The following is a 24,078-nucleotide window of genomic DNA, read 5'->3' as shown; positions in this document are numbered from 1 at the left end:
CGACGGGCTTAGTTCTCCCCGAAGTCCCCGAGGTTGTACTGCCCGCGCGTCGTCTCGTTGACGAGCGCGCCGTCGATGTCGAGACCGAGGACGTCGACGGCGGCGCGCCCGACCGCGTCGACGTCGCTCGGGGGCGCGTAGACGCCGAGTCGCCACTGTTCGCGCTGGGCCATCTGGAGGGCGCGCACGAGCGTCGACTGCTCGTCGAGTCTGCGGACCTCGCCGTTGACGAGGACGCGCGAGTCGGATTCGCGCATCGTCGGGCGCGCGCGGACGTCGAGGAGGACGGCGTCGCGTTCGACGCCGGCTCGCGCGGCGATTTCGCGCTCGTACCCGCGTATCTCGCCCCGCTCGGCGTCGAGGACGGGGTCGTCCGCATACGGGTCGTCCGCGACGTCCGCCATCTCCGCCCAGACGGCGCGCTTGTAGAGGTCGCGTCGGTCGAGGCGGCGGGCGACGCTCGCGCTCGCCTCGCAGTCGCGCAGCGCCGTCCGGAGCGCGGGGTCGTCCATCCGGCGGAGGGTCGCGGGCGTCGTCTCGGTCGTCGCGAGCAGGCGCTCCGCGGCGCGGCGGAGCATCGCCGTCGAGATACGCGCGACGTGGTGGTTGTAGACGGTGGGGTTCATCAGGGCGCGCGCGAGGAGGAGCGATTCGGCGCTCTGGACGTTCCCCTCGTCGAGGACGAGCGTTCCCTCGTGGCGCGTGAGCGCGCGGACGAGCCGGCCGTGGTCGATGGTCCCGTAGGGGACGCCGGTGTGGTGGGCGTCGCGCACGAGGTAGTCCATCCGGTCGACGTCGAGTTCGCCCGCGACGATTCCCGCGAGGTCGCCCTCGCCGCGCACCATCGCCGCGACGCGGGCGGGGTCGAGGCCGTGCTCGTCGAGGACGCGGGCGACGTCGCCGGACGCGAGCAGGTCGTCGACGTCGTCGTGATATTTGCCGGTGCGGTCGTGGATCAGCCCCTCGATGGCGTGGCTGAACGGCCCGTGACCGACGTCGTGGAGGATCGCGGCGGCGCGGACGCGTTTCGCGCGGACGCCGTCCACGTCGAGGCTGTCGAGCGCCTCGCCCGCGAGGTGGTAGACGCCGAGGCTGTGCTCGAAGCGCGTGTGGTTCGCGGCGGGGTAGACGAGGCTCGCGGTGCCGAGCTGGTGGACGCGCCGGAGGCGCTGGACGGGCGGCGTGTCGAGGAGGGCGTCCGCGACGCCGTGCACCTCGATGTGGTCGTGGACGCTGTCCTTGATCGTCGTCACGAGTCGTGGTTCGCGCGCCGCCCTACAAAAACCGCCGGGGGCACCGCGCGGACCGACAGCTTATACCGGGGCGCGTCCCGAGTCGGGTGCGTGCGCCACACGAGAGCCCTCGCCGCCTGCTGTCTCGTCGTACTCGTCGCCCTCGCGGGCTGTAGCGCGCTCTCAGGCCCGCAGGGTGCGAGCGACGACGCGACGACCGCCCAACCCTACGAGACACCGTTGAACGGCACGCAGATAGACCAGCAGCACGCCGCGACGATCCGCGACGCGGGGAGTTTCACGTACCGGCTCCAGTCCAGCGCGAGCTACGCGAGCGGGCAGTCCGCCTCGCGCCTCACCGCGGTCCGCGCGGACCTCGATACGGGCGCGTACTCCCTGCGTATCGTGCAGGGGCCCCAGGACAGCCAGGTGTACGTGGGTCCGAACGGGACGGCCTACACCCGAATCACCACCGGCAACCGAACGGCGTTCGCGCAGGGCGCGCTCCGCTCGGCGAACGCGAGCGCGTACGTCTCGCCCGGCGTGGCCTCGCTCACGGAGCGCGCGGACTTCACGTACGAGGGGACGACCGAGTTCGACGGCTCGACGCTCCACACGTACGTCGCCCACCCCGCGACGCTCCCCATCGCCAACACCTCGGCGTTCGGGAACGCGAGCGAGGCGAACGTCACCGTCCGACTCGGTATCACGAGCGACGGGGTCGTCGAGCGCCAGCAGTTCCACGTGGCGACCGAGCGGGCCACACTCGACTCGACGCGCACCTACACCGAGATCGGCTCGACGGACCCGACGCCCGCGTGGCTGAGCCAGGCCGAACAGCGCTTCGCCAACGAGACGGCGTCGAACGAGACCACGACGAACGGGACGTCCACGACGACGAACGAGACGACCACGACGACCACGACGTCGACGAACGAGACGACGGCGTAGTCGGTCCCGTCCCCGCTCGCCGACGCAAGCGTTTACCAGCCACCCCTCCTTCTTCGAACCCATGCCGACGTTCCTCTCCGGGGGGACAGGGACCCCCAAGCTCCTCGCCGGCGCGGCGGGCGTCTTCGACCCGGCCGAGACGACCGTCGTCGCCAACACGGGCGACGACGTCGAGCTCGGTGGCTTCCTCGTCTCGCCGGACCTCGACACGGTGCTGTTCGACCGCGGCGGCGTCCTCGACCGCGAGTTCTGGTGGGGTATCGAGGGCGACACCCACGAGACGCACGACGAACTCGACCGCCTCGCGGACCGCGCGGGCCTCGATGCGGGGCCGCGCTACCTCGACGCCGCGGCGCAGACCGCGGGCCGCGACATCGCGCGCTGGCGGCGCTTCTCGGCCGCGCGCGAGTTCATGACCATCGGGGACCGGGACCGCGCCGTCCACGTCCTGCGGACGAGCCTCCTCGACGAGGGTCGGAGCCTCACCGAGGTCACGCGGACGCTCGCGGACGCCTTCGACCTCGACGTGACGCTCCTCCCGATGAGCGACGACCCGGTGGCGACGTTGGTCCACGTGTCGCGTAGCGAGGCGGAACGAGCGAGCGGTGACGAGGGCCCGATGCACTTCCAGGAGTTCTGGGTGGGTCGGGGCGGCGACGTGGACGTCGCGGACGTGGAGTTCCGCGGTGCGGCGCACGCCGAACCGACGGACGCGGTCCGCGAGGCCCTGCGTGCGCCCGTCGTCGTCGGGCCGTCGAACCCCGTGACGAGCCTCGGACCGCTACTCGCCCTCGAGGGAGTGCGCGAGGCCCTCCACGAGACGACGGTCGTCGCGGTGTCGCCGTTCGTGGAGGACGAGGTGTTCAGCGGGCCGGCGGACGACCTGATGCGCGCGACGGGGCGCGAGCCGAGTACGGCGGGCGTGGCCGCGGTCTACGACTTCGCGGACGCGTTCGTGCTCGACACCGAGGACGGGACGGAACTCGACCGCCACGTCGTGCGGACGGACACGCGGATGGACGACGACGCGGACGCGGCGCGGGTCGCGCGGGCCTGTGCGGACGCGCTGGAGGCCGTCGATGGGTAGCGGACGTGTGGGGACGGGGGCGGACGCGGAGGGAGGAGCGGACGCGGACGTGGACTTCCACCCCCGGGTCGCGCTCGCCAGCCTCTCGGGGGAGGCGGACGCGGCGTGGGCGCGCGAAGCGAGCGGCGAGGCCGGCCTCGCGTTCCTCGGCGGCATCGCGGTCGACGACCCGACGCGGACGGCGGCGGAACGCATGGCTGCGGACCGGAACCGCACGGAGTTCCTCCCCGCGGACCCCGTGGCGTTCGTCGCGGCCGAACTCGACCGCCTCGCGGACGCGCCGATTGCGGCGGGCGCGAACGTCCGCGCGACGACGCCCGGCGCGATTCGGCCCGTCGCGCGCGTCTGCGCCGAGCGCGACGCGGTCCTGGAGGTGAACGCCCACTGTCGCCAATCGGAGATGTGCGCGGCGGGCGCGGGCGAGACGCTGCTCGCGGACACCGACCGGCTGTGCGACGTCGTCGCGGCCGCGAGCGAGACGGGTGCGACGACGAGCGTGAAGGTCCGCGCGGAGGTGCCGGGCGTCGACCTCCCGGCGCTCGCGCGCGCCCTCGACGACGCGGGCGCGGCCGTCCTGCACGTCGACGCGATGGATTCTGAGGGGGTCGTGGCGAGCGTTCGGGCGGCCTTCGACGGCTTCCTCATCGCCAATAACGGCGTCCGGGACCGCGAGACGGTTCGGGAGTACCTCGCGTACGGGGCGGACGCGGTCTCGCTCGGCCGGCCGAGCGACAACCGGGCGGTCCGAGAGCGCGTGCGCGACGCCGTCGTCGAGTGGTTCGCGGAGACGTCGCGGTCGGACGGGGGACGCGCGGACGCGCGGCCGGGAGGCGAAGACAGAACGTTTTAACGCTCGCCGGTCGAACGGCCGAGCATGGCCATCAAGCCCGACTACGTCAAGAAGACGGGGAACATCCTCCTCGAACGATACCCGGACGCGTTCAGCCGCCAGGACTTCGAACACAACAAGGACGCGGTCTCCGAGCTCACGAACATCGAGTCCAAGGAGGTCCGCAACCGAATCGCGGGCTACATCACGCACAAGCGTAACTGAGCGCCCAAACCGAAGCCACTTTGTCGCCCTCACGTCTTCCGTGAGGTAATGACACGCGTTGCCGTACTCGGAGCGACCGGTGCCGTCGGACAGCGGTTCATCCAGTTGCTCTCCGACCACCCGACGTTCGAAATCGCCGCCCTGACCGCCTCGGCTGAATCGGCCGGGAGTTCCTACCGCGAGGCCGCGAAGTGGCGCGTGGACACGCCCATCCCGGACGCGGTCGCGGACGTCGAGGTCGTCGAGACGACGCCGGAGGCCGTCCCGGACGACGTCGACCTGATATTCTCCTCGCTGCCGTCGTCGGTCGCCGAGCGCGTCGAATCCGACTTCTGCGAGGCGGGCTACGTCGTCTCCTCTAACTCCTCGAACGAGCGCAACGCGGACGACGTCCCGCTCGTCATCCCCGAGGTCAACCCCGAGCATCTCGACCTCATCGAGGTCCAGCGCGACGAGCGCGGGTGGGACGGCGCGCTCGTGAAGAACCCGAACTGCTCGACCATCACGATGGTCCCGACGCTCGCGGCGCTCACGGACTTCGGTCTCGAACGCGTCCACGTCTCGACGCTCCAGGCCGTCTCCGGTGCGGGCTACTCCGGCGTGACGTCCATGGAAATCCTCGACAACGTCATCCCGTACATCGGCGGCGAGGAGGAGAAGATGGAGACCGAGAGCCGGAAACTCCTCGGCGAGTTCGACGGCAGTCAGGTCCAGTGGCACGACGTCGAGGTGTCGGCGTCGTGTAACCGCGTGGCGACGCTCGACGGCCACCTGGAGAACGTCTGGGCGGAGCTCGGCGACGACCCGACGGTCGCGGAGATTTACGAGGCCTTCGACGAGGCGGCGACGCAGGACCTCCCGAGCGCGCCCGACCCACTCATCGAGTCCTTCGACGAGCCGGACCGCCCGCAGCCGCGTCTCGACCGGTTCCTCGGGAACGGGATGGCGGTCGCGGCCGGCGGCGTGCAGGAGACGCCCGCGGGCGTCCAGTACAACACGCTCGCGCACAACACCCTCCGCGGAGCCGCGGGGGCCTCCGTGCTCAACGGCGAGCTGCTCGAACGCGACGGCTGGCTCTAGTCAGGCGACGCGCTCGAAGAAGTGGACGACGGCGTTCCCGTCCTCGTCGGGGACGTCGAGGTCCGCCGCGTCGCGTACTTCTACCCGCGTTATCTCGAACGTCGCGCCCTGTACCTCGAAGGTGTCGCCGGGGTCCGCGACGCGCTCGTGGAGCGTCAGCGTCTCGATCTCCCCCGAGAGGAGCTTGCGCTTCAGGTAGTCGCTCGGGACGTAGCGGTCAACGTTGAGCACCTTCTGTTCCATGCCTCACTATAGCGTGTCATACGTTATCAAGCTTTGCGTCGGTCCGGTGACGGTGGACGAACGTCTACCGGCGACGTGCCCGAGCGACGATAGCCGCGAGCACCGCCCGTACCGACGGCAGACGCCGTCCTCGCCGGTAAGGCAAGGGTTTTTGGCGGGCATCGGCAAGATCGCGGTATGAGCGGCACCGTCCAACTCTCGTGCCACGCGAAGCTCGCCCGCGTGGTCCTCGACAACCGTGGGCCCCTCTCGCCCGCCGAGGTGGCGAGCGAGGCCCGTATCGACGAGGACGAAGCGCGCGACGCCCTCGCCGAGCTCGCCGACGCGGGCTACGCCGAGTGCGTCTGCGGCGTCTGCGAGACACGCGAGCAGGTCTACCAGCTCGACGAGGACGCGCGCGACGTCGACGCGCGGGCGTAAGCGTAGCCCTCAAACGCACGCCTCCCCTACGTCCTCTCGCGCGCCTCAAGTCCCCACCCGAGCCCACCCGCTCCGGGCGCGATGACGCGTGGAGAACCCGGGCGCGCGGCATACCCGCGACGCGAGTCGCGCGCGTAGGGCACGTCACGCCCCCCGCGGGGCCCAACTGACCCCGCGGCGATCCTGCCCGGCACGAGGGTTTCCCGGCTGACGCGGCACGCCGCCCCGGGATGAGGCCGGTCGTTAGTGTTCCGGGCAGCACATCTCTCCCGTTCGTGAGCGTCAGCTTCGCCGACTCGCACCTGTTCGCCCACGAGCCATCGCCATCGGCCCCGGAGCGGCGTCGATTCGCCCGTGTCCCTCCGGAGCCGGAGTCCCCCGCCCGCTCGCGGCGACTACGCGCCGTCCTCGCGTTCGCGCACGACGAGCACGGGCGCGACCGCGTTCTCGGCGACGCGCTCGGGGTCGTCGCCGAGGAGTGCGGCCCAGAGCGACTCCTCGCCCTCGCCCATGACGATGACGTCGAAGTCGGCGGAGCGCACCGCGATGTCGTGGATTGGCGACTCGGCGGCGCTGGTCTCGCTCGCGATGCGTGCGGCGTCGAGGCCGCGCTCGCGGAGGCTCTCGCGGGCGTGCTCGACGGTCCCGGCGGCGTCGAACCCCTCGCGCTCGATGCCCCAGAGCGTCACCGTCCCGTCGCCCTCGGCGAGGAGCGTGGCGACGAGGTCCGCGAGACGGTCGCGGTCGATTGCGCCGCGGAACGGAACGAGGACGTCCGAGACCGCCCCGACGGGGTTCGGGAGGAGGACGGCCGTCGCGCCGACCTCGCTCGCGACGCGCTCAACGGTCTGCTCGCGGTCGTGGGTGAACGCGACGCGCGTTTCGACGCCGCCGCCCGCGCCCTCGAAGACGGCCGCGAGGTCCGCGACGGCCTCCCGCGCGCGGTCCTCGAACTGCATGCTCGCCTGCTCCGTCGGCGTCTGCTCGGGGAGGACGTGGTAGCCGAGGACGACGACGCGCGCGGGCGCGAGGAACGCCGCGAGCGACTCGCTGATCGACTCCCCTTCGAGCACTTCGACGGGCACGAGCACCGTCGGCGGTTCGCGAATCGCGAGGTCGTCCGCGGTGTCGGTGTCGCTCATCTACAGCACCCCCTTGAGCGTCACGTCGCTCGCGTAGTACTTGTACCATCCGGCGGCCGCGAGCATGACGGCGACGCCGATGAGCTGGGAGGCGGGTTGCATGAAGGCGATGAGGCCGAAGCTCGCGAGCGCGCCGAGGCCCGCGACGACCCGATAGGCTGGCACGCGGAAGTCCGGGTCGTACCACTCCGGCTCGTTCCGGCGCATGGCGACGAGCGCGACGCACATCAGGCCGTACATGACGAGGTGGAGGAAGGAAGCGACTTCGGCGAGCACCTCGGTCTCGCCGAGGGCGACGAGGACGAGCACGGGCCCGCCCGCCATCGCCAGCGCGACGTGCGGCGTCCCGTATTCGAGGTTCACGCGGCTGGCGAACGCCGGGACGAGCGCGTCCTTGCTGACGGCGAAGACGGCGCGCGACGTCGAGAGGATGGAGGCGTTGGCGGACGAGACGGTGGCGAGGAGGCCGGCGAGCAGGATGGCGACGACGCCGGCCGTGCCGAGGAACTGGTCGGCGACGTTGACGATGGCGGTCTCGCCGGCGTCCCGGAGCGCCGCGGACCCCATCGCGCTCGTCGCCACGAAGATGGTGGCGACGTAGAGCACGCCGACGACGAGGACGCTCCCGACCATCGCCAGCGGGAGGTTCCGCCCCGGGTTCTTGATGTCGCCGGCGACGGTCGCCACCTGCGCGAAGCCGAGGTAGGACGTGAAGACGAGCGCCGCGGTGGTGAAGACGGGCGCGACGCCGAACGGCGCGAACGCCTCGGGCGTCGTCTGCGCCCCGAAGACGCCGAGCGCGTCGAGGCCGCCGTAGCCGAGGAAAGCGACGAGGATGGAGAGCAGGAGGCCGACGACGTAGTTCTGGAGTTTCGCCGCGTTCTCCGTCCCGACGAGGTTGAGGAGCGTGAGGAGCACGCCGAAGACGAGCGCGAGCGGCGTGACGACGCCGACGCCGGCGACCGTGGTGCCGATGCCGGCCTGCTGGAGCATCTCGGCGGCGTAGTTGCCGAAGCCGACGAGGTAGAACGCGGTGGCGAAGACGAGGCCGAGCCAGATGCTGATGCCGACGACCGCGCCGGGGAGCGCGCCGAGCGCCCGCGAGACGAAGTAGTACCCCCCACCCGACTTCGGCATCGCGGTCGCCAACTCGGAGGCGGGGAGCGCGACCAGCAGGGCGATGACGGCGCCGATTGCGAACGACCCGGCGGCGGCCGGGCCGGCGCGCCCCGCGGCGAGCCCCGGGAAGACGAAGATGCCGGCGCCGATCATCGTCCCGACGCCGATGGACACCCCGCCGGCGAGGCCGATCGAGCGTTCGAGTTCCGTCCCCTCCTCCGTCACCGTCGTCTCGTCCGTCACCGTCTCGGGGCGGCCCACCTGCGCCGGCGACTCCCCGGCCCGGTTGGCGTTCGTCCCCCCGCTCTCGTCAGCCGTTCCCATGGTGGGCTGGCGCGGCCGCCGAGCCGAAGAAAGTGACGGCCCGCCGACCCCGAGCCCGCGCGCCGCCGCGCGCGTTCGGCGGTAGCGTAACGGTTTACCGCCGCCCCCTCGACGTATCCGGTATGACCATCGAAGCCGAGGCGCTCGCGGATATCGGGCCGGCGCGACGGCGCGCGCTGTTCGAGCGCGACGCCGGAGTCGACGCCGTCCGCGACGACGTCCGGGAAATCGTCTCGCGCGTCCGCGAGGAGGGCGACGCCGCGCTGCGCGAGTTCGCCAGCGAGTTCGACGGCGTCGAGGTCGGGAACATCGACGTGACGGACCAGGCCGAGCGCGCCTACGAGTCGATAGACGACGACGTCCGCGCGGCAATCGAGACGGCAATCGAGAACGTCCGGGAGTTCCACGAGCGCCAACTCCCCGAGGACTGGACGGAGACGGTCGACGGTCGCGAACTTGGGCGACGGTTCCGGCCGGTGGAGCGCGTCGGCGCGTACGCCCCGGGCGGGGCGGCGACCTACCCCTCCAGCGTCGTCATGACGGTCGTGCCAGCGAAGGTCGCGGGCGTCGAGCAGGTGGCGGTGGCGACGCCGCCCGCCGAGGAGATGCACCCCGTGACGCTCGCGGCCTGCCACGCGGCGGGCGCGGACCGGGTGTACGCTGCGGGGGGCGCACAGGCCATCGCCGCGCTCGCGTACGGGACGGAGACGGTTGATCGCACGCAGCTCATCGTCGGCCCCGGGAACAAGTGGGTGACGGCGGGGAAGGCGGAGGTGCGCGGGGACGTCGAAATCGACTTCCTCGCGGGCCCCTCCGAGGTCTGCGTCCTCGCGGACGACACCTGCGAGCCCGAGTACGTCGCCGCGGACCTGCTCGCGCAGGCCGAGCACGACCCGGAGGCGTCCGTCGTCGCCGTGACGGACGACGCGGACGTCGCTGCGGCGGTCAGCGAGGCCGTCGAAGCCGGCCTCGACGGCCGGGAGCGCGCGGACGTCATCGAGGCGGCGCTCGACTCGGAGGCGAGCGGCGTCTTCTATGCGCGCTCGATGAGCGAGGCCGTGTTGTTCGCCGAGGAGTACGCGGCCGAACACCTCTCGATTCAGGCCGACGACGACGAGGCGATTCTGGACCGGATCGACGACGCCGGGAGCGTCTTCCTCGGGCCGTACACGCCCGTCGCGGCGGGCGACTACGCGACCGGGACGAACCACGTCCTCCCGACGAACGCCGGCGCGCGCGTGAAGGGCGGGCTGAGCGTCGACACCTTCCTCCGCGCGAGCACCGTCCAGCGCCTCGACCGGGACGCGCTCGCCGACCTCCGCGAGACGGTGACGACGCTCGCGGACGCGGAGGGGCTGGAGGGCCACGCGAACAGCGTCGACGCGCGCTTCGCGGACGAGGAGTGACGCGGCACGCGTCCGGCGCGGACGGCCGCTCGCGTCCCGACGTCCGGCTCTCCCCCCGCTCCCGTCCCGCCGCGCCCCGAACGCTTATGCCCGCCTCGTCGGTGGTCTCTCGTACGTCGATACGTGTGACCACGACCACGCGAACACCCAGGGCCGGTCGGTCGGCGGGCCGTCCGCGATGAACGCGCTCTCGCTGTCGATTCCGCTCGTCGCGGTCGGGTCGTTCGCCGCGGCGTTCTCCCTCCTGTTGCTCACCGCGTACCTCCTCGCTCACCGCGGTCGGCCGAGCGTCGACTGGTTCGTCACGACGCTCGCCGCGCAGTCGCTCGGTTGTCTCTCCTACAGCGTCGGGATGCTCGTCACCGTCCCCGCGTGGCGCGTCGCCTTCGAGGTGATGAGCGTCCTCGCGTTCGTGTGGATCGGCTACTTCTTCCTCGGGTTCGCCCTCGAATACACCGGCCGCGTCGGTGCGAACCGCTGGTCCGCGTTCGCCGCGCTCGCCGTTCCGCCGTTCGCCGGGAGCCTCCTCCTCCTCACGTCGTCGTACCACGGGCTCTTCTGGAGCGACTTCGCCCTCGTTCGCGTCCTCGGCGTCGTCGCCCTCGACTACACCCTCCAGTCGGGCGCGCTCGCCGTCTTCGCGCTCGACATGGCGTACGTGGCCGTCGGCGTCTACTTGCTCGTCGAGACGATTCGGAGCTACGGCCCGCTCTACCGGAGCGAGGCGGTCGCCGTCGCGCTCAGCACGGTCCCCGTCGGCATCGGTTTCGCCGTGTGGATACTCGACCTCGGGCCGGCCTCGACGCTCATCTGGGCCGTCCCGCTCTCGCTCCCGCACGCGGCGCTCGACGCGTACGCGTTCGTCGGCAAGCAGATGTTCGACGCGAGCCCGAAAGCCGGCCGCGTCGCGGACGAGCAGGCCATCGACGCGCTCCCGGACCCCGTCGTGGTCGTCGACGACGCCGGCCGGATAGTGGACGCCAACGCCGCCGCGCTCGACGTCTTCCTCGACGACGGGGCGAACGCGGTCGGCCGCGACGCCGCGGACGCCCTCGACGTCGACCTCGACGCGCTCCGCGACGGCGACGACTGCTCGATAGACGTCACGACCGACGACCGCCGATACGTCTTCGCGGTTCACCGCTCCCCGCTCGTCTCCGGCGACACCGTCGTCGGCCACACGCTGTTGTTCCGCGACGTCACGGCCCAACACGAGAACGAACAGCGCCTGGAGGTGTTCAACCGCGTCCTCCGGCACAACCTCCGGAACAAGCTGACGACCGTCCTCGGCTCGACCGCCGTCATCGAGGACGAGGCCGAGAACCCCAAGGTCCGGACGCTCGCCGCGAACGCCCGCGAGAGCAGCGAGGCGCTGGCCGACATCGGCGAGAAGGCCCGACGCTTCGACCGTCTCCGGAGTAGCGACCTCGACGTGAGCACCGTCGCCGTCGACGACGTCGTCACGGGCGTCGTCGAAGAGTTCGACGCGCGCGCGGCGCTCGCGGCCCGCGTCCCCGATGGCCTCGACGTCACGACCGACCGCCGACACCTCGCCTTCGCGCTCGAAAACGTCGTCGAGAACGCCGTCGAGCACGCGAACGAACCGGACCCGGCCGTCGAAATCGACGCGTCGGTCGCCGACGGCGACGAGTACGCGGTCGTGGTCGCGGTGCGCGACGAGGGACCGGGTATTCCGGAGGCCGAAATCGAGGTGCTGACGAGCGGGACGGAGAGCGACCTCGAACACGGCAGCGGGCTCGGATTGTGGATAGTGCTCTGGTGTCTGCGACGCCTCGGCGGCGAGGTCACGTTCGACGCGACGGCCGACGGGACGACCGTCAGACTCTGGCTCCCCGAGACGACGCCGGTCGACGCGCGCGACGCCGGGCGGGTCCGGCGGTCGTGAGGCCCTCGCGCAATCCGTCGGGGGTCGCGGCTTCCGCGTGGCGCGCCGGTTTCCGGGTCCCGTCCGGGGTACCGGCGGATGGCCCACCCCGACGCCACAGTTAACCATCTGGGCGACGTTGCCACGGGTATGAGCACGACTGCCGACAGCGGGTCACCGTCCGAGACGGTTCGCGTGACGGAGGACGCCGCCGAGCAGGCCCTCTCGCTGCTCGACGGCGAGGGGCTGGACACGGACGTCGCGGGCCTCCGCCTCTTCGTCCAGCAGGGCGGCTGCGCAGGTCTCTCCTACGGGATGCGCTTCGACGACGCCCCCGAGGAGGACGACACCATCGTCGAGTCCCACGGGCTGCGCGTCTTCGTCGACCCGGCGAGCGAGCAGTACATCGCCGGCAGCGAACTCGACTACGAGAGCGGCCTGCAAGCCGCCGGCTTCGACGTCACGAACCCGAACGTCGAGGCCGAGTGCGGCTGCGGCGAATCCTTCCGTACCTGATTTAGGCGCGCTCCCCCTTCCGGGGGTATGCCCAACACGCGCGCGGACGCCCTGGGGACCGTCGCGGGCTACGCCGAGGCCGCCCGCCACACCCACGAGGGCACCTTAGAGTCGTTCACGGACCGCCACGGCGCGGAGTGTCGCGGCTATCGCTTCACGACCGCCGACGACGAGCCCTTCCTGGTCTACGGCCCGCCGAACGGCGAGTACCTCTACGTCACCTCGCACCACTCGCCCGTGCAGGCGCTCGCCTTCGAGCTCGGCGAGGCCGACGTGGAGGAGTACGCGTCGCGCGACGTTGCGTACGATGAGGGTGACGAGCCGGAGCGCCACGTCGCGGCGCGCGCTGTCGTCGACGAGGCCGAAGGGATGCGCGAGGCCGTCGAGACCATCGAGGCGGAGTGCGAGACGGTCGACGCGGTCTACGAACCCCACTACACGCGCAACGGCGCGCTCGCGGACTTCTACGTCCATCGCCGACTCTTCCCCGGCGGACGCTTCGACGCCGAGGACTTCGACGACGCCGTCCGCGCCGTCACGACGACGGTCGCGCGGGCCTATCGCGCCTACTACCGCATCCTCGACCTCCCGGTCTTGGAGGGGGGCGACGAGGCGGAGCCGCCGACGCGCCCCGACTACGTGAGCGGAGGGCGGGGGTTCGAGTAATGCGTGGTTCCGAGCGCCAGCGAGGAACCACGGAAGGGCGAGCGGGGAGGTACGACCCGTGAGTAATGCGGTGGTTCCGAGCGCCAGCGAGGAACCACGGAAGGGCGAGCGGGGAGGTACGACCCGTGAGTAATGCGTGGGGCCGAACGGACGTGAGGGCCAACGAACGACGCGAACGCTGAGCGGAGTGCGGCGTGAGCAGCGCAGTTCTGAGCGCTAGCGAGGAACTACGAAACGACGAAGGGGAGGCACGACCCGTGGGCGTGCTCCTCGTCGGCTCACGTCGGCGGCGAAAAACGGCCGCTGGTGCGTCAGTCGTCGAGGCCGAACGCGACTTCGACTTCGACCTGGTACTGTCGGTCGTCGCGGCCCTCGATGCCGACGCGCTGTTCGACGACTTCGGCCCACGAGACGTTGTCGAGGGTCTCCTCGGCTCGGTCGAGCGCGTCGTCGACGGCGTCGTCGAAGCTCTCGGTGCTGGTCCCGACGAGGTCGATCTTCTTGTAGACCATACCGGTTCTTCATCCCCGGCGGTCTTAAACGTGGCCGCCGCTCACTCCTCGCGGGCGTCGAGGCGCGCGGCGAGCGTGTCGACGACGCCGGAGAGATACGTCGTGCCGCCGACGGCGACGACGAGCGCGCCCGCGGTGTCGAAGAGGAGGTCGAGCATTGTGTCGGTGACGCCGTACTGGGTGAGGATGCTCGTCATGCCAGCGAGCGCGGCGACCTCGGAGATGGCGAACTCGATGACCTCCCAGAAGACGCCGAAGGCGAGCGTGATGACGAAGAGGAGGGCGAAGAGGAACGCGGGCGGGAAGTAGACGGCCTCCGTGTGCTCGTCGATGGCGCGGACGGCGGCGTAGCCGGCGGCGGCGACGACGGAGGAGGAGAGGGTGTGCGTGAGGTGGTCCCACCACCAGACGTTCTTGTAGAACGAGCCGGTGCCCGGGATACCGACGGTACCGAGGGCGTGGAGGAAGACGGCGAGCGTCACCCAGAGGACGAGCGCGGGGTCCATCGGGACGCCGTAGTCGCGTTCGAGGACCGCGGGGAGGTACGAGACGCCGAGGCCGACGGCGGCGTTGACGACGACGCCGACTTGCCCCTCGTAGAGGCCGACGAAGACGAACCCCACCAGGCAGAGCTGGAGGACGCGGGCGAGTTGGGTCTGCCGGCGCTTCGAGATGCCGAGGCGGTCGCGGACCCTCATTCGGCCACCTCCGCGGGGACGCGTTCGTCGGCGCGGACGCGGCGCTGGAAGTAGAGGACGAAGAGACCCGCGCCGACGACGCCGCAGGCGGTCGCGGCGATGAAGTCCCACATGAGCGCGCTGAGTGAGGCGGCGTCGACGGCGGGTGTGACGGGGCGGGCGACGTAGACGAGCGTCGTCCCGAGGTAGACGTCGCTGAGCCACTGTGTGAGCGCCCAGAGGCCCGCGAGCGCCATCGTGGCGACGACGACGACGAACGCGGCGACGCGGTCGGTCATGCGGACGGCGGTGAAGACGTCGAGTTCGACGACGAGGACGAGCGCGAGCGCGGCCACGGAGAGGTAGGTGGCGATGGCGCTCGTCAGCCACCACGTGGCGAGCGCGTGCCCGAGGACGGGGAGGAACGCGACGACGAGCACCTCCCAGGGGAGCATCACGCGGTGGCTCCGATAGGCGACCGGCGGGACGACGGCAAGCGCCGCGACGCCCGCGCAGAACGCGCTCCACGTGACGTCCCCCTCCCAGACGCTCGCGCCGGCGACGGCGACGACGAGCGCGACGAGCGCCCACGAGAGCGCGGCGTTCGTCCGCTCGGTCTCCAACACTCGACCGAGTCGCTTCCCGTCCATGGTTCGGCGACGCTTCGCGGGGCCGTGTTACAAAAGTGTCGGGTGGGCCCGCTCAGAGGAGGAGATAGGCGAGCGTGTAGCCGACGCCGGCGACGGTGACGGCCGCGAGGCCGGTGACGGCGGCGCTCGGGAGGTCGGGGAGGCGGCGCTTCGTCGGTTCGACGACGCCGACCGCGCCGACGGCGACGACGCTGAAGACGAAGTGGTAGGAGACGTCGAGCGTCGGCGGCGTGATGACGAGCGCGGCGAGCGCGTACGCGGCCCCGGCGGCGGCCCGGCCGTGGAGGTGCTCGCGCAGCGGCGTCGCCGTGACGCGGTGGTAGGCGTAGACGCCCGCCCAGAGGCAGGCGAGTTCGAGCGCGAACGCCGCGAGGAGGTCGAGCGTCGGGTCGCCGAACGGCGTCGGGCGCGCGGCGAGGAGGTGCCACGGGAGCGGGTAGAGGAACTCCGGCGGCGTCCCCGTGAGGAGGTCGCCGAAGGGGTGCGTGAGGAGGCCGACGAGCGCCGTCGCGGCCAGCGCACGCGGGCCGAGGGCGAGACGCCGGCGCGCGAGGAGCGCGATGGCGACGCCCGCGAGGACGTAGAGCGCCATCACGGCCCCTGCGAGGACGCCGGAGACGGCGAGCGCGCCGACGGGGAGCGCGAGCGCGCCCGCGGCGGCGGCGACGCGGACGGGGCGGTCCCGGGCGGCGGCGAGCGCGAAGACGGCGGCGGCGAGCGGCGCGACGACGAGGGAGTGCGTGACGGCGCGATGGACCTCGGTGCTCGCGCCCCAGAAGGCGTTCGCGGCGGCGAGCGCGTCGGCGCTGTGGACGGTGAGGAGCCCGAGGGGCGCGTACGCCATGTCGACGTCGGGGACGGCGGCGAAACAGCCGGCGGCGACGCCGAGCGCGAGCGCGCGCTCGCGGCCGAGGCCGTAGCGGGCGGCGGCGAGCGCCACGAGGGCGAACGCGACCGTCTCGTGTCCGACGAACATAGGCGCTGAAAGGCGACGGACGCGTTTAGGTCGTTCGCCGTGCGAGACACCCTCTGGGGCGGGCCGAAGCTGGGGACGGGACGGCGGAGGGACGGGACGGTTGCGGAATGGGACGGTCGAGGGACGTGCCGAGGGAACGCGGACGCGGTGGCGGACCGGCTACGCCGTCGTCTCCCCTCCGTCGTCGCCCTCGCCCTTCTTTCGCCACTTCTTCTCGATTTCGGCGTTCGCGCGCACGACGACGTCGCCGTCGACGGCGAAGCGGGTCTTGCGGAGTTCGATCTCGCGGACCGTCCCCTCGGTGTCGCCGGCGACGACGCGGTCGCCGGGATTGAAGTCGGGGTCGCGCAGAAGGTAGACGCCGGCGACGGCGTCCGCGAGCATCCCGCTGAGGGCGTAGGAGACGCCGAGCGCGAGGAAGCCGGAGGCGGTGCCGAGCGCGGCGGCGATTCCGGGGAGGCCGACGAGCGTGAGGAACGCGAGGAGCGCGCCGAACCAGAGGAAGACGCCGACGAGTGTGCGGACGAACTGGACGTAGATGGGCTGGTCGGTGGTGCGCGAGACGACGCTCGCGGCCGCCCAGACGGCGATTCGGATGCCGACGGCGGCGATGACGAGGAAGACGAGTCCGGTGACGAGTCGCGGGAGCGCGGCGACGATTCCCGCGACGAACCGCGAGAGGGTGTCCGTGACGACGGTCGTGAGCGATGGCACGCCCGGTCCGTCGGGCGGACTGGACAAATAGCTACGGTCGGGTGTGGCGGTACCGGTGCCTCACGCGGTCGGCGGGGCGCGTGCGACCTCGTAGTCGCCGTCCTCGGCGACGCCGATGACCGCCCACTCGGCGTCGTGCTCCTCGGCGGCGAGCGCGCGTTCGAGCCGCTCGACGTGGTCGTTCCACGTCACGAAACAGCGCATCCTGTCGCCGCCATACGTGCGTACCTCGTCGGTCACGGCGAGCACGTCGATCTCCTTCCACTCACGTGCGGCGCGGAAGCTGTTCTCGGCGTCCCCGGTGACTTCGTAGCCGAGGTCGGTGAATATCTCGCGCGCTTCGTCCGACGGTGGTATGGCACTCGATACCATCTATCACGGTGTTGGGGCGCATGGGTAATAACTGTTGTTGCGCCCCGCGCGTCCAGCCTCCACAAGAGTGATGCGCCGAGGCGACCGAGCGACGGTATGGCTCTCAGTATCGACCCCGGCCAGCTCGGCCTTCAACTCGGCTCCGGTGCCGTCATCGGCGCTCTCACCGGGTTCGCAGCGAAGAAGATAGCGAAACTCGTCGCCGTCCTCGTCGGCGTCGAACTCGCGCTCTTCGCCTTCCTCGAATCGCGCGGCATCCTCGTCGTGAAGTGGGACCGCCTCACCGCCGGCCTCGTCAGCGCCGGCCAGGACGCCGCGTCCTCGACGCCGCCCTCGTGGGCGATGTCCATTCTCTCGACGCTCTCCGTCTCCGCCGGCTTCACCGGCGGCTTCCTCCTCGGCTTCCGGAAGGGGTAGACGGCCCGAGAGCGCGGCCGTTAACGCCGTGCGGCCCCAACGGCCGCCGTGATCAGCGCCGAACTCGCCGTCGAACTCCCCGAGGGGATGTGGGTGCGGCCCATCTCCCGCCGCCACCCCGACGTACGATTTCGCGTGCTCGCCGCGTTCCCCGGCACCGACGACGGCGGCGTCGGCCTCGTCGAGATTACCGGCCCCGACCTCGACGCCGTCCGCGAGCGCGTCGCGGCCTCGGACGTCCTCCGCGCCGTCGACGTCCTCCACCACGACGACGACGGGCTCCTCGTCCGCTTCGAGACGCGCGCGCCTCTCCTCTTGCGCGCGCTCCGCTCCGCCCGCGTCCCCCTCGAACTCCCCTTCGAGGTCGAGGACGGCGTCGCCAACTGGACGCTCACCGCCTCGCACGCCGACCTCTCCCGCCTCGGCGACGAACTCGACGCCCGCGGCGTCGACTACCGCCTCGACCGCGTGCGCGACGACGCCGAACGCGACGCCGAGACCGACCCCCTGACCGACCGCCAGCGCGAACTCCTCACTCTCGCCGCCGAGGCGGGGTATTACGACGACCCGCGAGACACGACGCTCACCGACCTCGCCGACGAGGCCGGCGTGGCGAAGTCGACGCTCAGCGGCGTCCTCACCCGCGCGGAAAATCGCATCGTGAAACGATACCTCGACGGCGTGTGAGCCGCCGCGATGCTGGACACGCGCGGCGCGTCAGCGCGTGCTCAGCTCGTCCTTGTCCTTGATGACGCGCGTCTCGCCCTCGCCGCTCGTGACCTCGGCGACGAGGTCGTAGAGGTCGTTGCGCATCCCCGCGGGGAACGTGAGGACGCCGACCCACGAGCCGTCGCTCTGCCACTCCTCGCGTTCGAGTTCGCCGAACTCCCGTATCTGTGCCTGGCCGGAGCCCGCGTAGTCCGCGGGGAGGCTGACCGCGACCGTCACCTCCTCGAAGCGGATGGGGATGACGGGCCGCAGAGCGTCGAGCGCGTCGTCGACTTGCGACTCCACGGGCTCCATCGGGTCCACCGTGAACCCCGCCTGTTCGAGCGCGGACTCGATGCGCTCGGGCGGGTGGGGCGCGTTGTCCATCTGGGGGTTCACGGCGTTGCGCGCGATGGTATTGACGAGCTGCCTGCGCTTTCGCTCCTGCATCTCCTCGCGCTGCTCGGCGGTGATTTGAATCTCCCCGCGCTCGATGACCTCCGGGATGATCTCCATGGGCTCCGTCGTCCCGAACACTTCCTCCAGGTCCTCCTCCGCGGGCCGGTCGCCCCGCGAGGCGTTCTCGAAGACGTCGCGCGCCGCGATGACGTCCTCCAGTTCGCCGTCGAACTCCCCGCGCTTGATGGCGAGGGCGGCGTCCGGGTCGACGAGCACTTCGAAGCGCTCGCCGTGCGACTCCAAGCGGGCCGTCACGGCCTCGTCGAGCGAAATCATGTCCGACAGTTGCGGCGGACGGTTGAAGGCCTTTCCGGGGAAGACGTGGTTCCGCGGGAATCACGGAATGGCGAGCGGTGAAACCGTGAGCAGTGAGGTAACCACGCGACGGCGAGGCTCTCCTCGAGGCCGGTGTCGCCACTACGCGACTCGAAAAAGCGGGGAAGGGGGGTGGCGTTATTCGGCCTGCTCGTCGTCCGCGTCGTCCTCTTCGTCCTCCTCGTCGGCGAGGAGGTCGTTGGCGACGAGGTACTCCTCGATTTCGTCGTTGGTGAGCTCGATGAACGAGCCGGATTCGGCGTCCACGGTGGCGACGCCGATGCCCTCCGGCGTCAGGCCCTCGTCGTGGACCTGGCCGAGACCGGAGAGGGCGAGGCCGACGGCGTCCTCCAGCGCGACGTCCTCGCTGTATTCGTCTTCGAGGTACTGCTGGATGTCGTCGCGCCCGGAGCCGATGGCGAGCGCCTTCCACTCGTTGGGCGTGCCGGAGGGGTCGGTCTCGTAGAGGCGGGGCTCGCCGTCCTCGATGCCGCCGATGAGGAGCGCGACACCGAACGGCCGCGCGCCGCCGACCTGCGTGTACTGCTGGATGTGGTCGGTGATGTCCTTCGTGAGGCTCTCGACGCCGATGGGCTCGTCGTAGCGCACGCGGTTGACCTGCGAGTCGCGGCGCGCGAAGTCGATGAGCTGGCGGGCGTCGGCGACGTGCCCGGCGGACGCGATGCCGATGTGGTTGTCTGCCTTGTGAATCTTCTCGACGCTCGTCTCCTCCATCAGGGGCGAGCGGATGCGCTTGTCGACGACGAGCACCACGCCGTCGTCGGCGCGGACGCCGATGGAGGCCGACCCGCGCTTGACGGCTTCACGCGCGTACTCGACCTGATAGAGCCGGCCGTCGGGCGAGAAGATAGTGATACCTCGGTCGTACGCTTGCTGTTGGGCTTGTCCCTGCATGATGTGTCACTCCAAATCAGCGCGAGTCGCGCCCACGAACCCACCCTCGGACGAGACGTCGACCAGGCCGTCGCGGCTGACGGCCTGCGCGGTGGCGTTCCTGAACACGACGGCTTCCTCTGCCGAATTTTCACGCGCGCGTCCTAAATACCTTTCTTCACCGGCACGGACCGTGCCGGAGACGCCCCTGACGTGTATCCCGACGGGGTCGTCGCGCACGGCGTCGACGCACCCGAGCGCCGCCCGGGCCTCATCGACGTACCCCCGGCGGGCGCGGACGACCGCCTCGCCCTCCCCGTCGCCGAACTCGTAGGCGAGGACGCGGAGGTCCGCGTCCGCGCTCGTCGCGTCCCCGAGGAGGTTCTGCGCGGCGAACCAGACGCTGCGCTGGAAGTCCCGACGTCCCACGTCGGCGTCCGGCCACGCCTCGATTCCCACGAGGAGGTAGCGCCAGCGCGGCCGGAGGTGTTTCGGGAGGTGTTTCACGGTTGCCTCGCGCGTGCCTCACCGCTCCTGTTCATGTCGTCCGCGTTCGAGCCCCGGCGCTATGAAGTCGGCGGAGCGTCGGTGGCGGTTCCGCTCGGCGAGGACGCCCCACTCCGCGAGGCCCGTCTCGACCTGTGCGGCGTCGAAGCCGACCGCCTCTCCGAGCGCGCGGAGCTCGCGCGGCGCGCGGAGTTCGAGGTGGGACGTCGGCGACCCCGAGACGACGTAGGGGACGTCGTACTGCTCGACGAGCTCGCGGAGCTTCCGGAGGCCGCGCAGCGCCTGCACTCGCGGCCCGCCCGAGGCGCGCAACACCCGCCCGAAGTCGAACTCGACGCGGACGTCGTGGTCGGCCGCGGCCCGCGCGATGACGTGGTTGACGTCGCCACGTCCCGCCATCGGCTTCGTCAGGACGTCGACGCGCTCCTCCTCGGCGGCGAAGCGGTTGAGCTTCGGCGTCCCGCCGCGCACGCAGAGGAGGGTGTGCGCCCGGCGCGCCTCACTGAGCGGTCCACTCGCCTCCGTTGGGTCGTCGGCGACGACCGCCGTGGCGTCCACGGCGTCGACGTCGTGAGCCTCGCGGACGGCCGCCGCGTCGAGCGCGGGGTCGGCCGCGTCGGCGTTCCGGACGACGATGCCCTCGAACCCCTGTCGGGCCGCCGTCGCGGCGAAGCGCCGCACCGTGCTCTCCCCGTCCGGCGTCGCCGTGACCGCCTCGTACATACGTGGGGGCACGCCCGGCGCGCGCTAAAACGGTGCGGTCTCGCCACCCGGTCCGCCACTACGTTCTTGGACCGCGGGGGCGAACCGTCGCGTATGACGGACGTTGACCCCGTCGACGTCGATTGGGACGACCCGCAGGAGTGTCCGTGGTGCGGTGCCGACATCGCGGACGGCGGCGCGGGCTTCATGGACCACATCGAGGCGAACCCCGAGTGCGAGGAGGCCTTCGAGGCGTGGCGCGAGAACGTCGCCGACGACGTCGGCGGCGAGTGGATGGCGTGAGGGCCGGGATGCCCCGACTCAGGCGAGCGCGTCGCGGGCGTTCTCCACGGCGGCCTCGCGCTTCGCCGGGTAGGCCTCGACCTTCGCGCGAAAGGAGATGCCCTCGCCGAGTCGCGCCTCGCCGCCGAACGCCGCCTGCTTGTCGAGGTGCGCCATGAACGCGCAGTTCTCGTTCACGCGCTGGTCGAGCTCCTCGCGGAGACGCTCGACGTCCGCGCCCTCGCGGAGTCGGTCGAGGACGTGACGCACGTCGTCCGCCTTCTCGACGCGCGCCGAGAGCACGACGATTCGGTCGCCGTTGTGGCCGGTGCTCTCCGCGCGCTGGACCTCGAACTCCTCGGGGAGGAAGTAGCGTAGCGCGCGCTCGACGCGCGCTTCGTCCTCCGTGTCGTAGCAGAACGTACGCAGGTCGACGTAGTGGAAGGGGACGCTCATACGCGCCCGGAGGGGCCCGAGCGGCAAAAGGGTGCGACTCTCGGCGTCGGCGCGACGGCTTACGCCTCGTCGGCGGCTTCGAGGTTGTCCTCGGGGACCCCCTGCTCCTGGCCGTCCTCGAAGGCGACGGTGTAGTTCGCGTCGCCGAACATCGTCTCGACCTTCTGCGTAATCTCGCCGGTCTCGCCGTCGAACTCGCTGTGCTCGTCGTTGAGGACCACGGAATCGCCTTCTTCGAAGCTCATACTCCGCGTTCGGTGTGGGTCACGCAAAAGCGCCCCGATTCGCCCTCAGGCCCCGAGGAGCCGGCGGACGACCGCCGGGCCGGTCTTGCGGAGGATGTTCAGCCCGATGACGACGAGCATCGCCGTCACGACCCAGTCGAAGCGCCGCTCGTCGAAGCCGACGCGGCGCAGCGCCGTCCCCGCGAGCAGGCCGACGAGCGTCACGACGGCGAGCGCACACCCCAGCCAGAGGCGATACGTCGTCAGGAGGTCCGTGAAGAACGCCATCTGGACGATTCGCGCCGTGAAGACGACCGTGAACACCATCGAGAGCCCGCCGATGTAGCGCTCGCGGTCGCGCTCGAACGTGTGGAGGTAGGCGGGGAGGAGCGGCCCGAGGTTCGCCACCGCGAGGAAAAAGCCCTCCAGGAGCCCGAAGACCCCGAGCAGCACCGGGTGGTGTGCGCCCTCCACGACGACGAACGACGTCGTCACCTGATAGGCCGCGTAGCCGAGCAGGATGACGCCGATGACGAACGGGACGAGCGGGCCGGTCGAGACCGACGCGAGGACGTAGACGCCGACGACGCTCCCGACGAGCGCGAGCGCGACGAGCTGCCACTCGCGTCGGACGTACGCGAGGCCGGTGTTCGTCTCGCCGATCTGGAAGACGTTTATCATCCACGGCGGGATCGCCAGCACGACGACGGCCATCGTCGGGTCGATGACGGACGCGAATATCGGCGTCGTGATGAGCGCGTAGCCGAAGCCGACCGCGCCCTTCACCGCGCCCGCGACCACCGCGACGACGAGCAGGAACGCGAACAGGAGCGGCGTCACGCCGCTCTGGATACCCTTCGTCACGCTCTCTGTCCCCGGGAAGAGGACGACGCTCCCGGCGAGCACGGCGAGCGCCGCGAACGCCATCAGGAGCTCGCGGTACCGCAACTCCCGGAGGTTCGTGACGAACGTCGAGGCACGCGTTGACGAACTCACTGTCCCCTCACAAACGCCCGAGACACGAAACCCCCTCAGAACGGGCGGCCACCGCGCGGACCCACGACGCGGGTCGACGTCCCGACGGGCCGGTCACACCGCTCGTCGGCGTCGCACGACGGCCCACGACCACGCGGTCGTCCGTCGTCGCTCCCGGCCAGTATTGCGACGTGGCGCGCCCGCGTCACCCCCACTCGACGCCCTCGCGCGCCTCGGCGTCCCAACGGCGCAACACCGCGCGGGCGTTCCCGGACTGGTAGCCGAAGTAGACGCCGTCCGCGTGCTCGGCGACGGTCTCCGCGGCGTCCGCGAGCGCGTCCACCTCGGGGTCGACCGCGTAGAGCTCGACGCCGAGCCGGACGTCGAGGTCGGCGAGTCGGTCCGCGAACCCCGAGGCGAGGCTCTCCAGCCAGTACGTCGTCCCGTACGCCGTGTCGTAGAGGGGGACGACGAACTCATCGACGTGCGCGGCGAGCGCCTCCAGGTCGATTCCCGACCGCTCGCGCAGGTGGCCCGGGTACGGGTCGGGGTGGAGCGTGACGTAGAGGTCGCCCGGGACGCGCTCGCGCGCCCCCGCGACGAACGACGTGAGCACCGACGCGCGCCACGTCCCCCGCTCCTCGTACTCGCTCTCGGCGAACGCCGCCTCGCAGCGCTCGCAGTGACAGAACTCGGAGCCGGGGAACCCCACCTCGTCGAGGCGGACGCCGTCGCTCGCGCGCGCGCAGGCCTCGATAACCTCGTAGAGGCCGTTCCGGTACCCCTCGTCGCTCGGGCAGACGTGCCCCGCGTCGAGGGCCGGGTGGTCGGTCGTCGCGGGCCGCCCCGCGGCGTCGACGGCGACGACGTCCTCTTCGGTCGCGGCGCTCGCGGTATCGGCGAAACAGGAGACGAGGTTGACGGCACCCTCGACGGGTTCGCCGTGCTGGCCGGTGACGCGCTTGACCTCGTAGAACCCGACGTCGAACTCCGGCCACTCCACTTCCTCGGCGTTCCGCGTGACGATGCCGTACATGTACGCGGGTGGGGGTTCCGGCCGCCTAAAGCGTTCGCTCCGCGAAAACGAGGAGGGCGCGGTCGCCGATCAGTCGA

The 24,078-nt window shown here is 71.2% G+C and carries 31 protein-coding genes; 13 read left to right on the top strand and 18 right to left on the bottom strand.

The annotated features are described in order from the left end of the window. Positions 1–8: 8 nt before the first annotated feature. Entirely contained in the window at positions 9–1,253 is a 1,245-nt protein-coding gene (locus tag IEX84_RS00605; RefSeq protein ID WP_188869042.1) for an HD domain-containing protein, read from the bottom strand. Positions 1,254–1,343: 90 nt separating this feature from the next. Here IEX84_RS00605 and IEX84_RS00600 point away from each other — a divergent pair, with 90 nt between their 5' ends. The 5 genes from IEX84_RS00600 to asd all read left to right on the top strand — a co-directional run bounded on the left by IEX84_RS00600 (position 1,344) and on the right by asd (position 5,404). After that, positions 1,344–2,183 carry a DUF7537 family lipoprotein gene (locus IEX84_RS00600; RefSeq protein ID WP_188869041.1) on the top strand — a complete coding sequence of 280 codons (840 nt, stop codon included), beginning with the start codon at positions 1,344–1,346 and terminating at the stop codon, positions 2,181–2,183. A gap of 61 nt (positions 2,184–2,244) precedes the next feature. After that, a complete protein-coding gene (cofD, locus tag IEX84_RS00595) occupies positions 2,245–3,270 on the top strand; it encodes a 2-phospho-L-lactate transferase (protein WP_188869040.1) in 1,026 nt (341 codons plus the stop codon). Next, the gene (locus tag IEX84_RS00590; protein WP_229732276.1) at positions 3,263–4,120 is read left to right on the top strand and encodes a beta/alpha barrel domain-containing protein; all 858 of its coding nucleotides are present in this window, start codon (positions 3,263–3,265) and stop codon (positions 4,118–4,120) included. The genes cofD and IEX84_RS00590 overlap by 8 nt, the downstream gene beginning before the upstream one ends. Before the next feature lie 24 nt (positions 4,121–4,144). Further along, a complete protein-coding gene (locus IEX84_RS00585; RefSeq protein WP_188869039.1) occupies positions 4,145–4,324 on the top strand; it encodes a 30S ribosomal protein S17e in 180 nt (59 codons plus the stop codon). A 48-nt stretch (positions 4,325–4,372) separates the two neighbouring features. Continuing rightward, positions 4,373–5,404 (top strand): aspartate-semialdehyde dehydrogenase, encoded by a 1,032-nt coding sequence (gene asd / locus IEX84_RS00580; protein WP_188869038.1) that lies wholly within the window; start codon positions 4,373–4,375, stop codon positions 5,402–5,404. Here the strand turns inward: asd and IEX84_RS00575 are convergent, their stop codons facing one another. Further along, positions 5,405–5,647, bottom strand: a complete 243-nt coding sequence (locus IEX84_RS00575; RefSeq protein ID WP_188869037.1) for a hypothetical protein — start codon at positions 5,645–5,647, stop codon at positions 5,405–5,407. Between the two features lie 177 nt (positions 5,648–5,824). Between IEX84_RS00575 and IEX84_RS00570 the strand changes: the two genes are divergently transcribed. Further along, positions 5,825–6,067 (top strand): hypothetical protein, encoded by a 243-nt coding sequence (locus IEX84_RS00570; RefSeq protein WP_188869036.1) that lies wholly within the window; start codon positions 5,825–5,827, stop codon positions 6,065–6,067. A gap of 395 nt (positions 6,068–6,462) precedes the next feature. Here IEX84_RS00570 and IEX84_RS00565 read toward each other — a convergent pair whose 3' ends face one another. Beyond that, the gene (locus tag IEX84_RS00565) at positions 6,463–7,209 is read right to left on the bottom strand and encodes a universal stress protein (protein ID WP_188869035.1); all 747 of its coding nucleotides are present in this window, start codon (positions 7,207–7,209) and stop codon (positions 6,463–6,465) included. Beyond that, entirely contained in the window at positions 7,210–8,652 is a 1,443-nt protein-coding gene (locus tag IEX84_RS00560) for an APC family permease (protein WP_188869034.1), read from the bottom strand. Positions 8,653–8,780: 128 nt separating this feature from the next. Here IEX84_RS00560 and hisD point away from each other — a divergent pair, with 128 nt between their 5' ends. The 4 genes from hisD (at position 8,781) to IEX84_RS00540 (ending at position 13,125) form a co-directional block, all read left to right on the top strand. Continuing rightward, positions 8,781–10,058, top strand: coding sequence for a histidinol dehydrogenase (gene hisD, locus IEX84_RS00555; RefSeq protein WP_407647581.1), 1,278 nt, complete (start codon positions 8,781–8,783; stop codon positions 10,056–10,058). Positions 10,059–10,236: 178 nt separating this feature from the next. After that, the gene (locus IEX84_RS00550) at positions 10,237–11,964 is read left to right on the top strand and encodes a sensor histidine kinase (RefSeq protein ID WP_188869032.1); all 1,728 of its coding nucleotides are present in this window, start codon (positions 10,237–10,239) and stop codon (positions 11,962–11,964) included. 129 nt (positions 11,965–12,093) lie between these two features. Next, a complete protein-coding gene (locus IEX84_RS00545; protein ID WP_188869031.1) occupies positions 12,094–12,459 on the top strand; it encodes a HesB/IscA family protein in 366 nt (121 codons plus the stop codon). Positions 12,460–12,486: 27 nt separating this feature from the next. Continuing rightward, a complete protein-coding gene (locus tag IEX84_RS00540; protein WP_188869030.1) occupies positions 12,487–13,125 on the top strand; it encodes a hypothetical protein in 639 nt (212 codons plus the stop codon). Between the two features lie 311 nt (positions 13,126–13,436). On the opposite strand, the gene IEX84_RS00535 is transcribed toward IEX84_RS00540, so the two are convergent. The 6 genes from IEX84_RS00535 to IEX84_RS00510 form a co-directional block, all read right to left on the bottom strand. After that, entirely contained in the window at positions 13,437–13,637 is a 201-nt protein-coding gene (locus tag IEX84_RS00535; protein WP_188869029.1) for a dodecin, read from the bottom strand. 41 nt (positions 13,638–13,678) lie between these two features. Then, positions 13,679–14,335 (bottom strand): hypothetical protein, encoded by a 657-nt coding sequence (locus IEX84_RS00530; RefSeq protein WP_188869028.1) that lies wholly within the window; start codon positions 14,333–14,335, stop codon positions 13,679–13,681. Beyond that, positions 14,332–14,964, bottom strand: a complete 633-nt coding sequence (locus IEX84_RS00525) for a hypothetical protein (RefSeq protein WP_188869027.1) — start codon at positions 14,962–14,964, stop codon at positions 14,332–14,334. Before IEX84_RS00525 ends, IEX84_RS00530 begins: the two co-directional genes overlap by 4 nt. A 52-nt stretch (positions 14,965–15,016) precedes the next feature. Next, positions 15,017–15,940 carry a metal-dependent hydrolase gene (locus IEX84_RS00520; RefSeq protein ID WP_188869026.1) on the bottom strand — a complete coding sequence of 308 codons (924 nt, stop codon included), beginning with the start codon at positions 15,938–15,940 and terminating at the stop codon, positions 15,017–15,019. Positions 15,941–16,099: 159 nt separating this feature from the next. After that, positions 16,100–16,654, bottom strand: coding sequence for a mechanosensitive ion channel domain-containing protein (locus tag IEX84_RS00515; protein ID WP_188869025.1), 555 nt, complete (start codon positions 16,652–16,654; stop codon positions 16,100–16,102). A 60-nt stretch (positions 16,655–16,714) separates the two neighbouring features. Further along, positions 16,715–17,026, bottom strand: a complete 312-nt coding sequence (locus IEX84_RS00510; RefSeq protein ID WP_188869024.1) for a DUF7116 family protein — start codon at positions 17,024–17,026, stop codon at positions 16,715–16,717. 96 nt (positions 17,027–17,122) lie between these two features. Here IEX84_RS00510 and IEX84_RS00505 point away from each other — a divergent pair, with 96 nt between their 5' ends. Beyond that, positions 17,123–17,443, top strand: a complete 321-nt coding sequence (locus tag IEX84_RS00505) for an FUN14 domain-containing protein (protein WP_188869023.1) — start codon at positions 17,123–17,125, stop codon at positions 17,441–17,443. 48 nt (positions 17,444–17,491) lie between these two features. After that, entirely contained in the window at positions 17,492–18,130 is a 639-nt protein-coding gene (locus IEX84_RS00500) for a helix-turn-helix domain-containing protein (protein ID WP_188869022.1), read from the top strand. A 30-nt stretch (positions 18,131–18,160) separates the two neighbouring features. Here IEX84_RS00500 and IEX84_RS00495 read toward each other — a convergent pair whose 3' ends face one another. The 4 genes from IEX84_RS00495 to IEX84_RS00480 form a co-directional block, all read right to left on the bottom strand. After that, on the bottom strand, positions 18,161–18,886 hold the full coding sequence (locus IEX84_RS00495; protein WP_188869021.1) for a ribosome assembly factor SBDS: 726 nt from the start codon (positions 18,884–18,886) through the stop codon (positions 18,161–18,163). Between the two features lie 177 nt (positions 18,887–19,063). Next, positions 19,064–19,840: an archaeal proteasome endopeptidase complex subunit alpha gene (psmA, locus tag IEX84_RS00490; RefSeq protein WP_188869020.1), complete on the bottom strand. Its 777-nt coding sequence runs from the start codon at positions 19,838–19,840 to the stop codon at positions 19,064–19,066. Between the two features lie 6 nt (positions 19,841–19,846). Further along, positions 19,847–20,326 (bottom strand): Rpp14/Pop5 family protein, encoded by a 480-nt coding sequence (locus IEX84_RS00485; RefSeq protein ID WP_188869019.1) that lies wholly within the window; start codon positions 20,324–20,326, stop codon positions 19,847–19,849. Between the two features lie 18 nt (positions 20,327–20,344). Continuing rightward, the gene (locus IEX84_RS00480) at positions 20,345–21,049 is read right to left on the bottom strand and encodes an RNase P subunit p30 family protein (RefSeq protein ID WP_188869018.1); all 705 of its coding nucleotides are present in this window, start codon (positions 21,047–21,049) and stop codon (positions 20,345–20,347) included. 93 nt (positions 21,050–21,142) lie between these two features. Here IEX84_RS00480 and IEX84_RS00475 point away from each other — a divergent pair, with 93 nt between their 5' ends. Further along, positions 21,143–21,331, top strand: a complete 189-nt coding sequence (locus IEX84_RS00475) for a DUF7501 family protein (RefSeq protein WP_188869017.1) — start codon at positions 21,143–21,145, stop codon at positions 21,329–21,331. A gap of 18 nt (positions 21,332–21,349) precedes the next feature. Here IEX84_RS00475 and IEX84_RS00470 read toward each other — a convergent pair whose 3' ends face one another. The 4 genes from IEX84_RS00470 to IEX84_RS00455 form a co-directional block, all read right to left on the bottom strand. Next, positions 21,350–21,766, bottom strand: a complete 417-nt coding sequence (locus tag IEX84_RS00470) for an RNA-binding protein (protein WP_188869016.1) — start codon at positions 21,764–21,766, stop codon at positions 21,350–21,352. Between the two features lie 59 nt (positions 21,767–21,825). Beyond that, complete coding sequence (locus tag IEX84_RS00465; protein ID WP_188869015.1) at positions 21,826–22,011, bottom strand: DUF1918 domain-containing protein; 186 nt, start codon at positions 22,009–22,011, stop codon at positions 21,826–21,828. 45 nt (positions 22,012–22,056) lie between these two features. Next, positions 22,057–22,917 (bottom strand): TSUP family transporter, encoded by an 861-nt coding sequence (locus IEX84_RS00460; RefSeq protein WP_209590302.1) that lies wholly within the window; start codon positions 22,915–22,917, stop codon positions 22,057–22,059. A 253-nt stretch (positions 22,918–23,170) separates the two neighbouring features. Further along, positions 23,171–24,001: a hypothetical protein gene (locus IEX84_RS00455; protein WP_188869013.1), complete on the bottom strand. Its 831-nt coding sequence runs from the start codon at positions 23,999–24,001 to the stop codon at positions 23,171–23,173. Positions 24,002–24,078 lie beyond the last annotated feature (77 nt).

Source organism: Halarchaeum rubridurum, from assembly GCF_014647115.1.
Classification (GTDB): Archaea; Halobacteriota; Halobacteria; order Halobacteriales; family Halobacteriaceae; genus Halarchaeum; species Halarchaeum rubridurum.
Note: the sequence above shows the minus strand (reverse complement) of the source record. Positions and strands in the feature narration are given on the sequence as shown.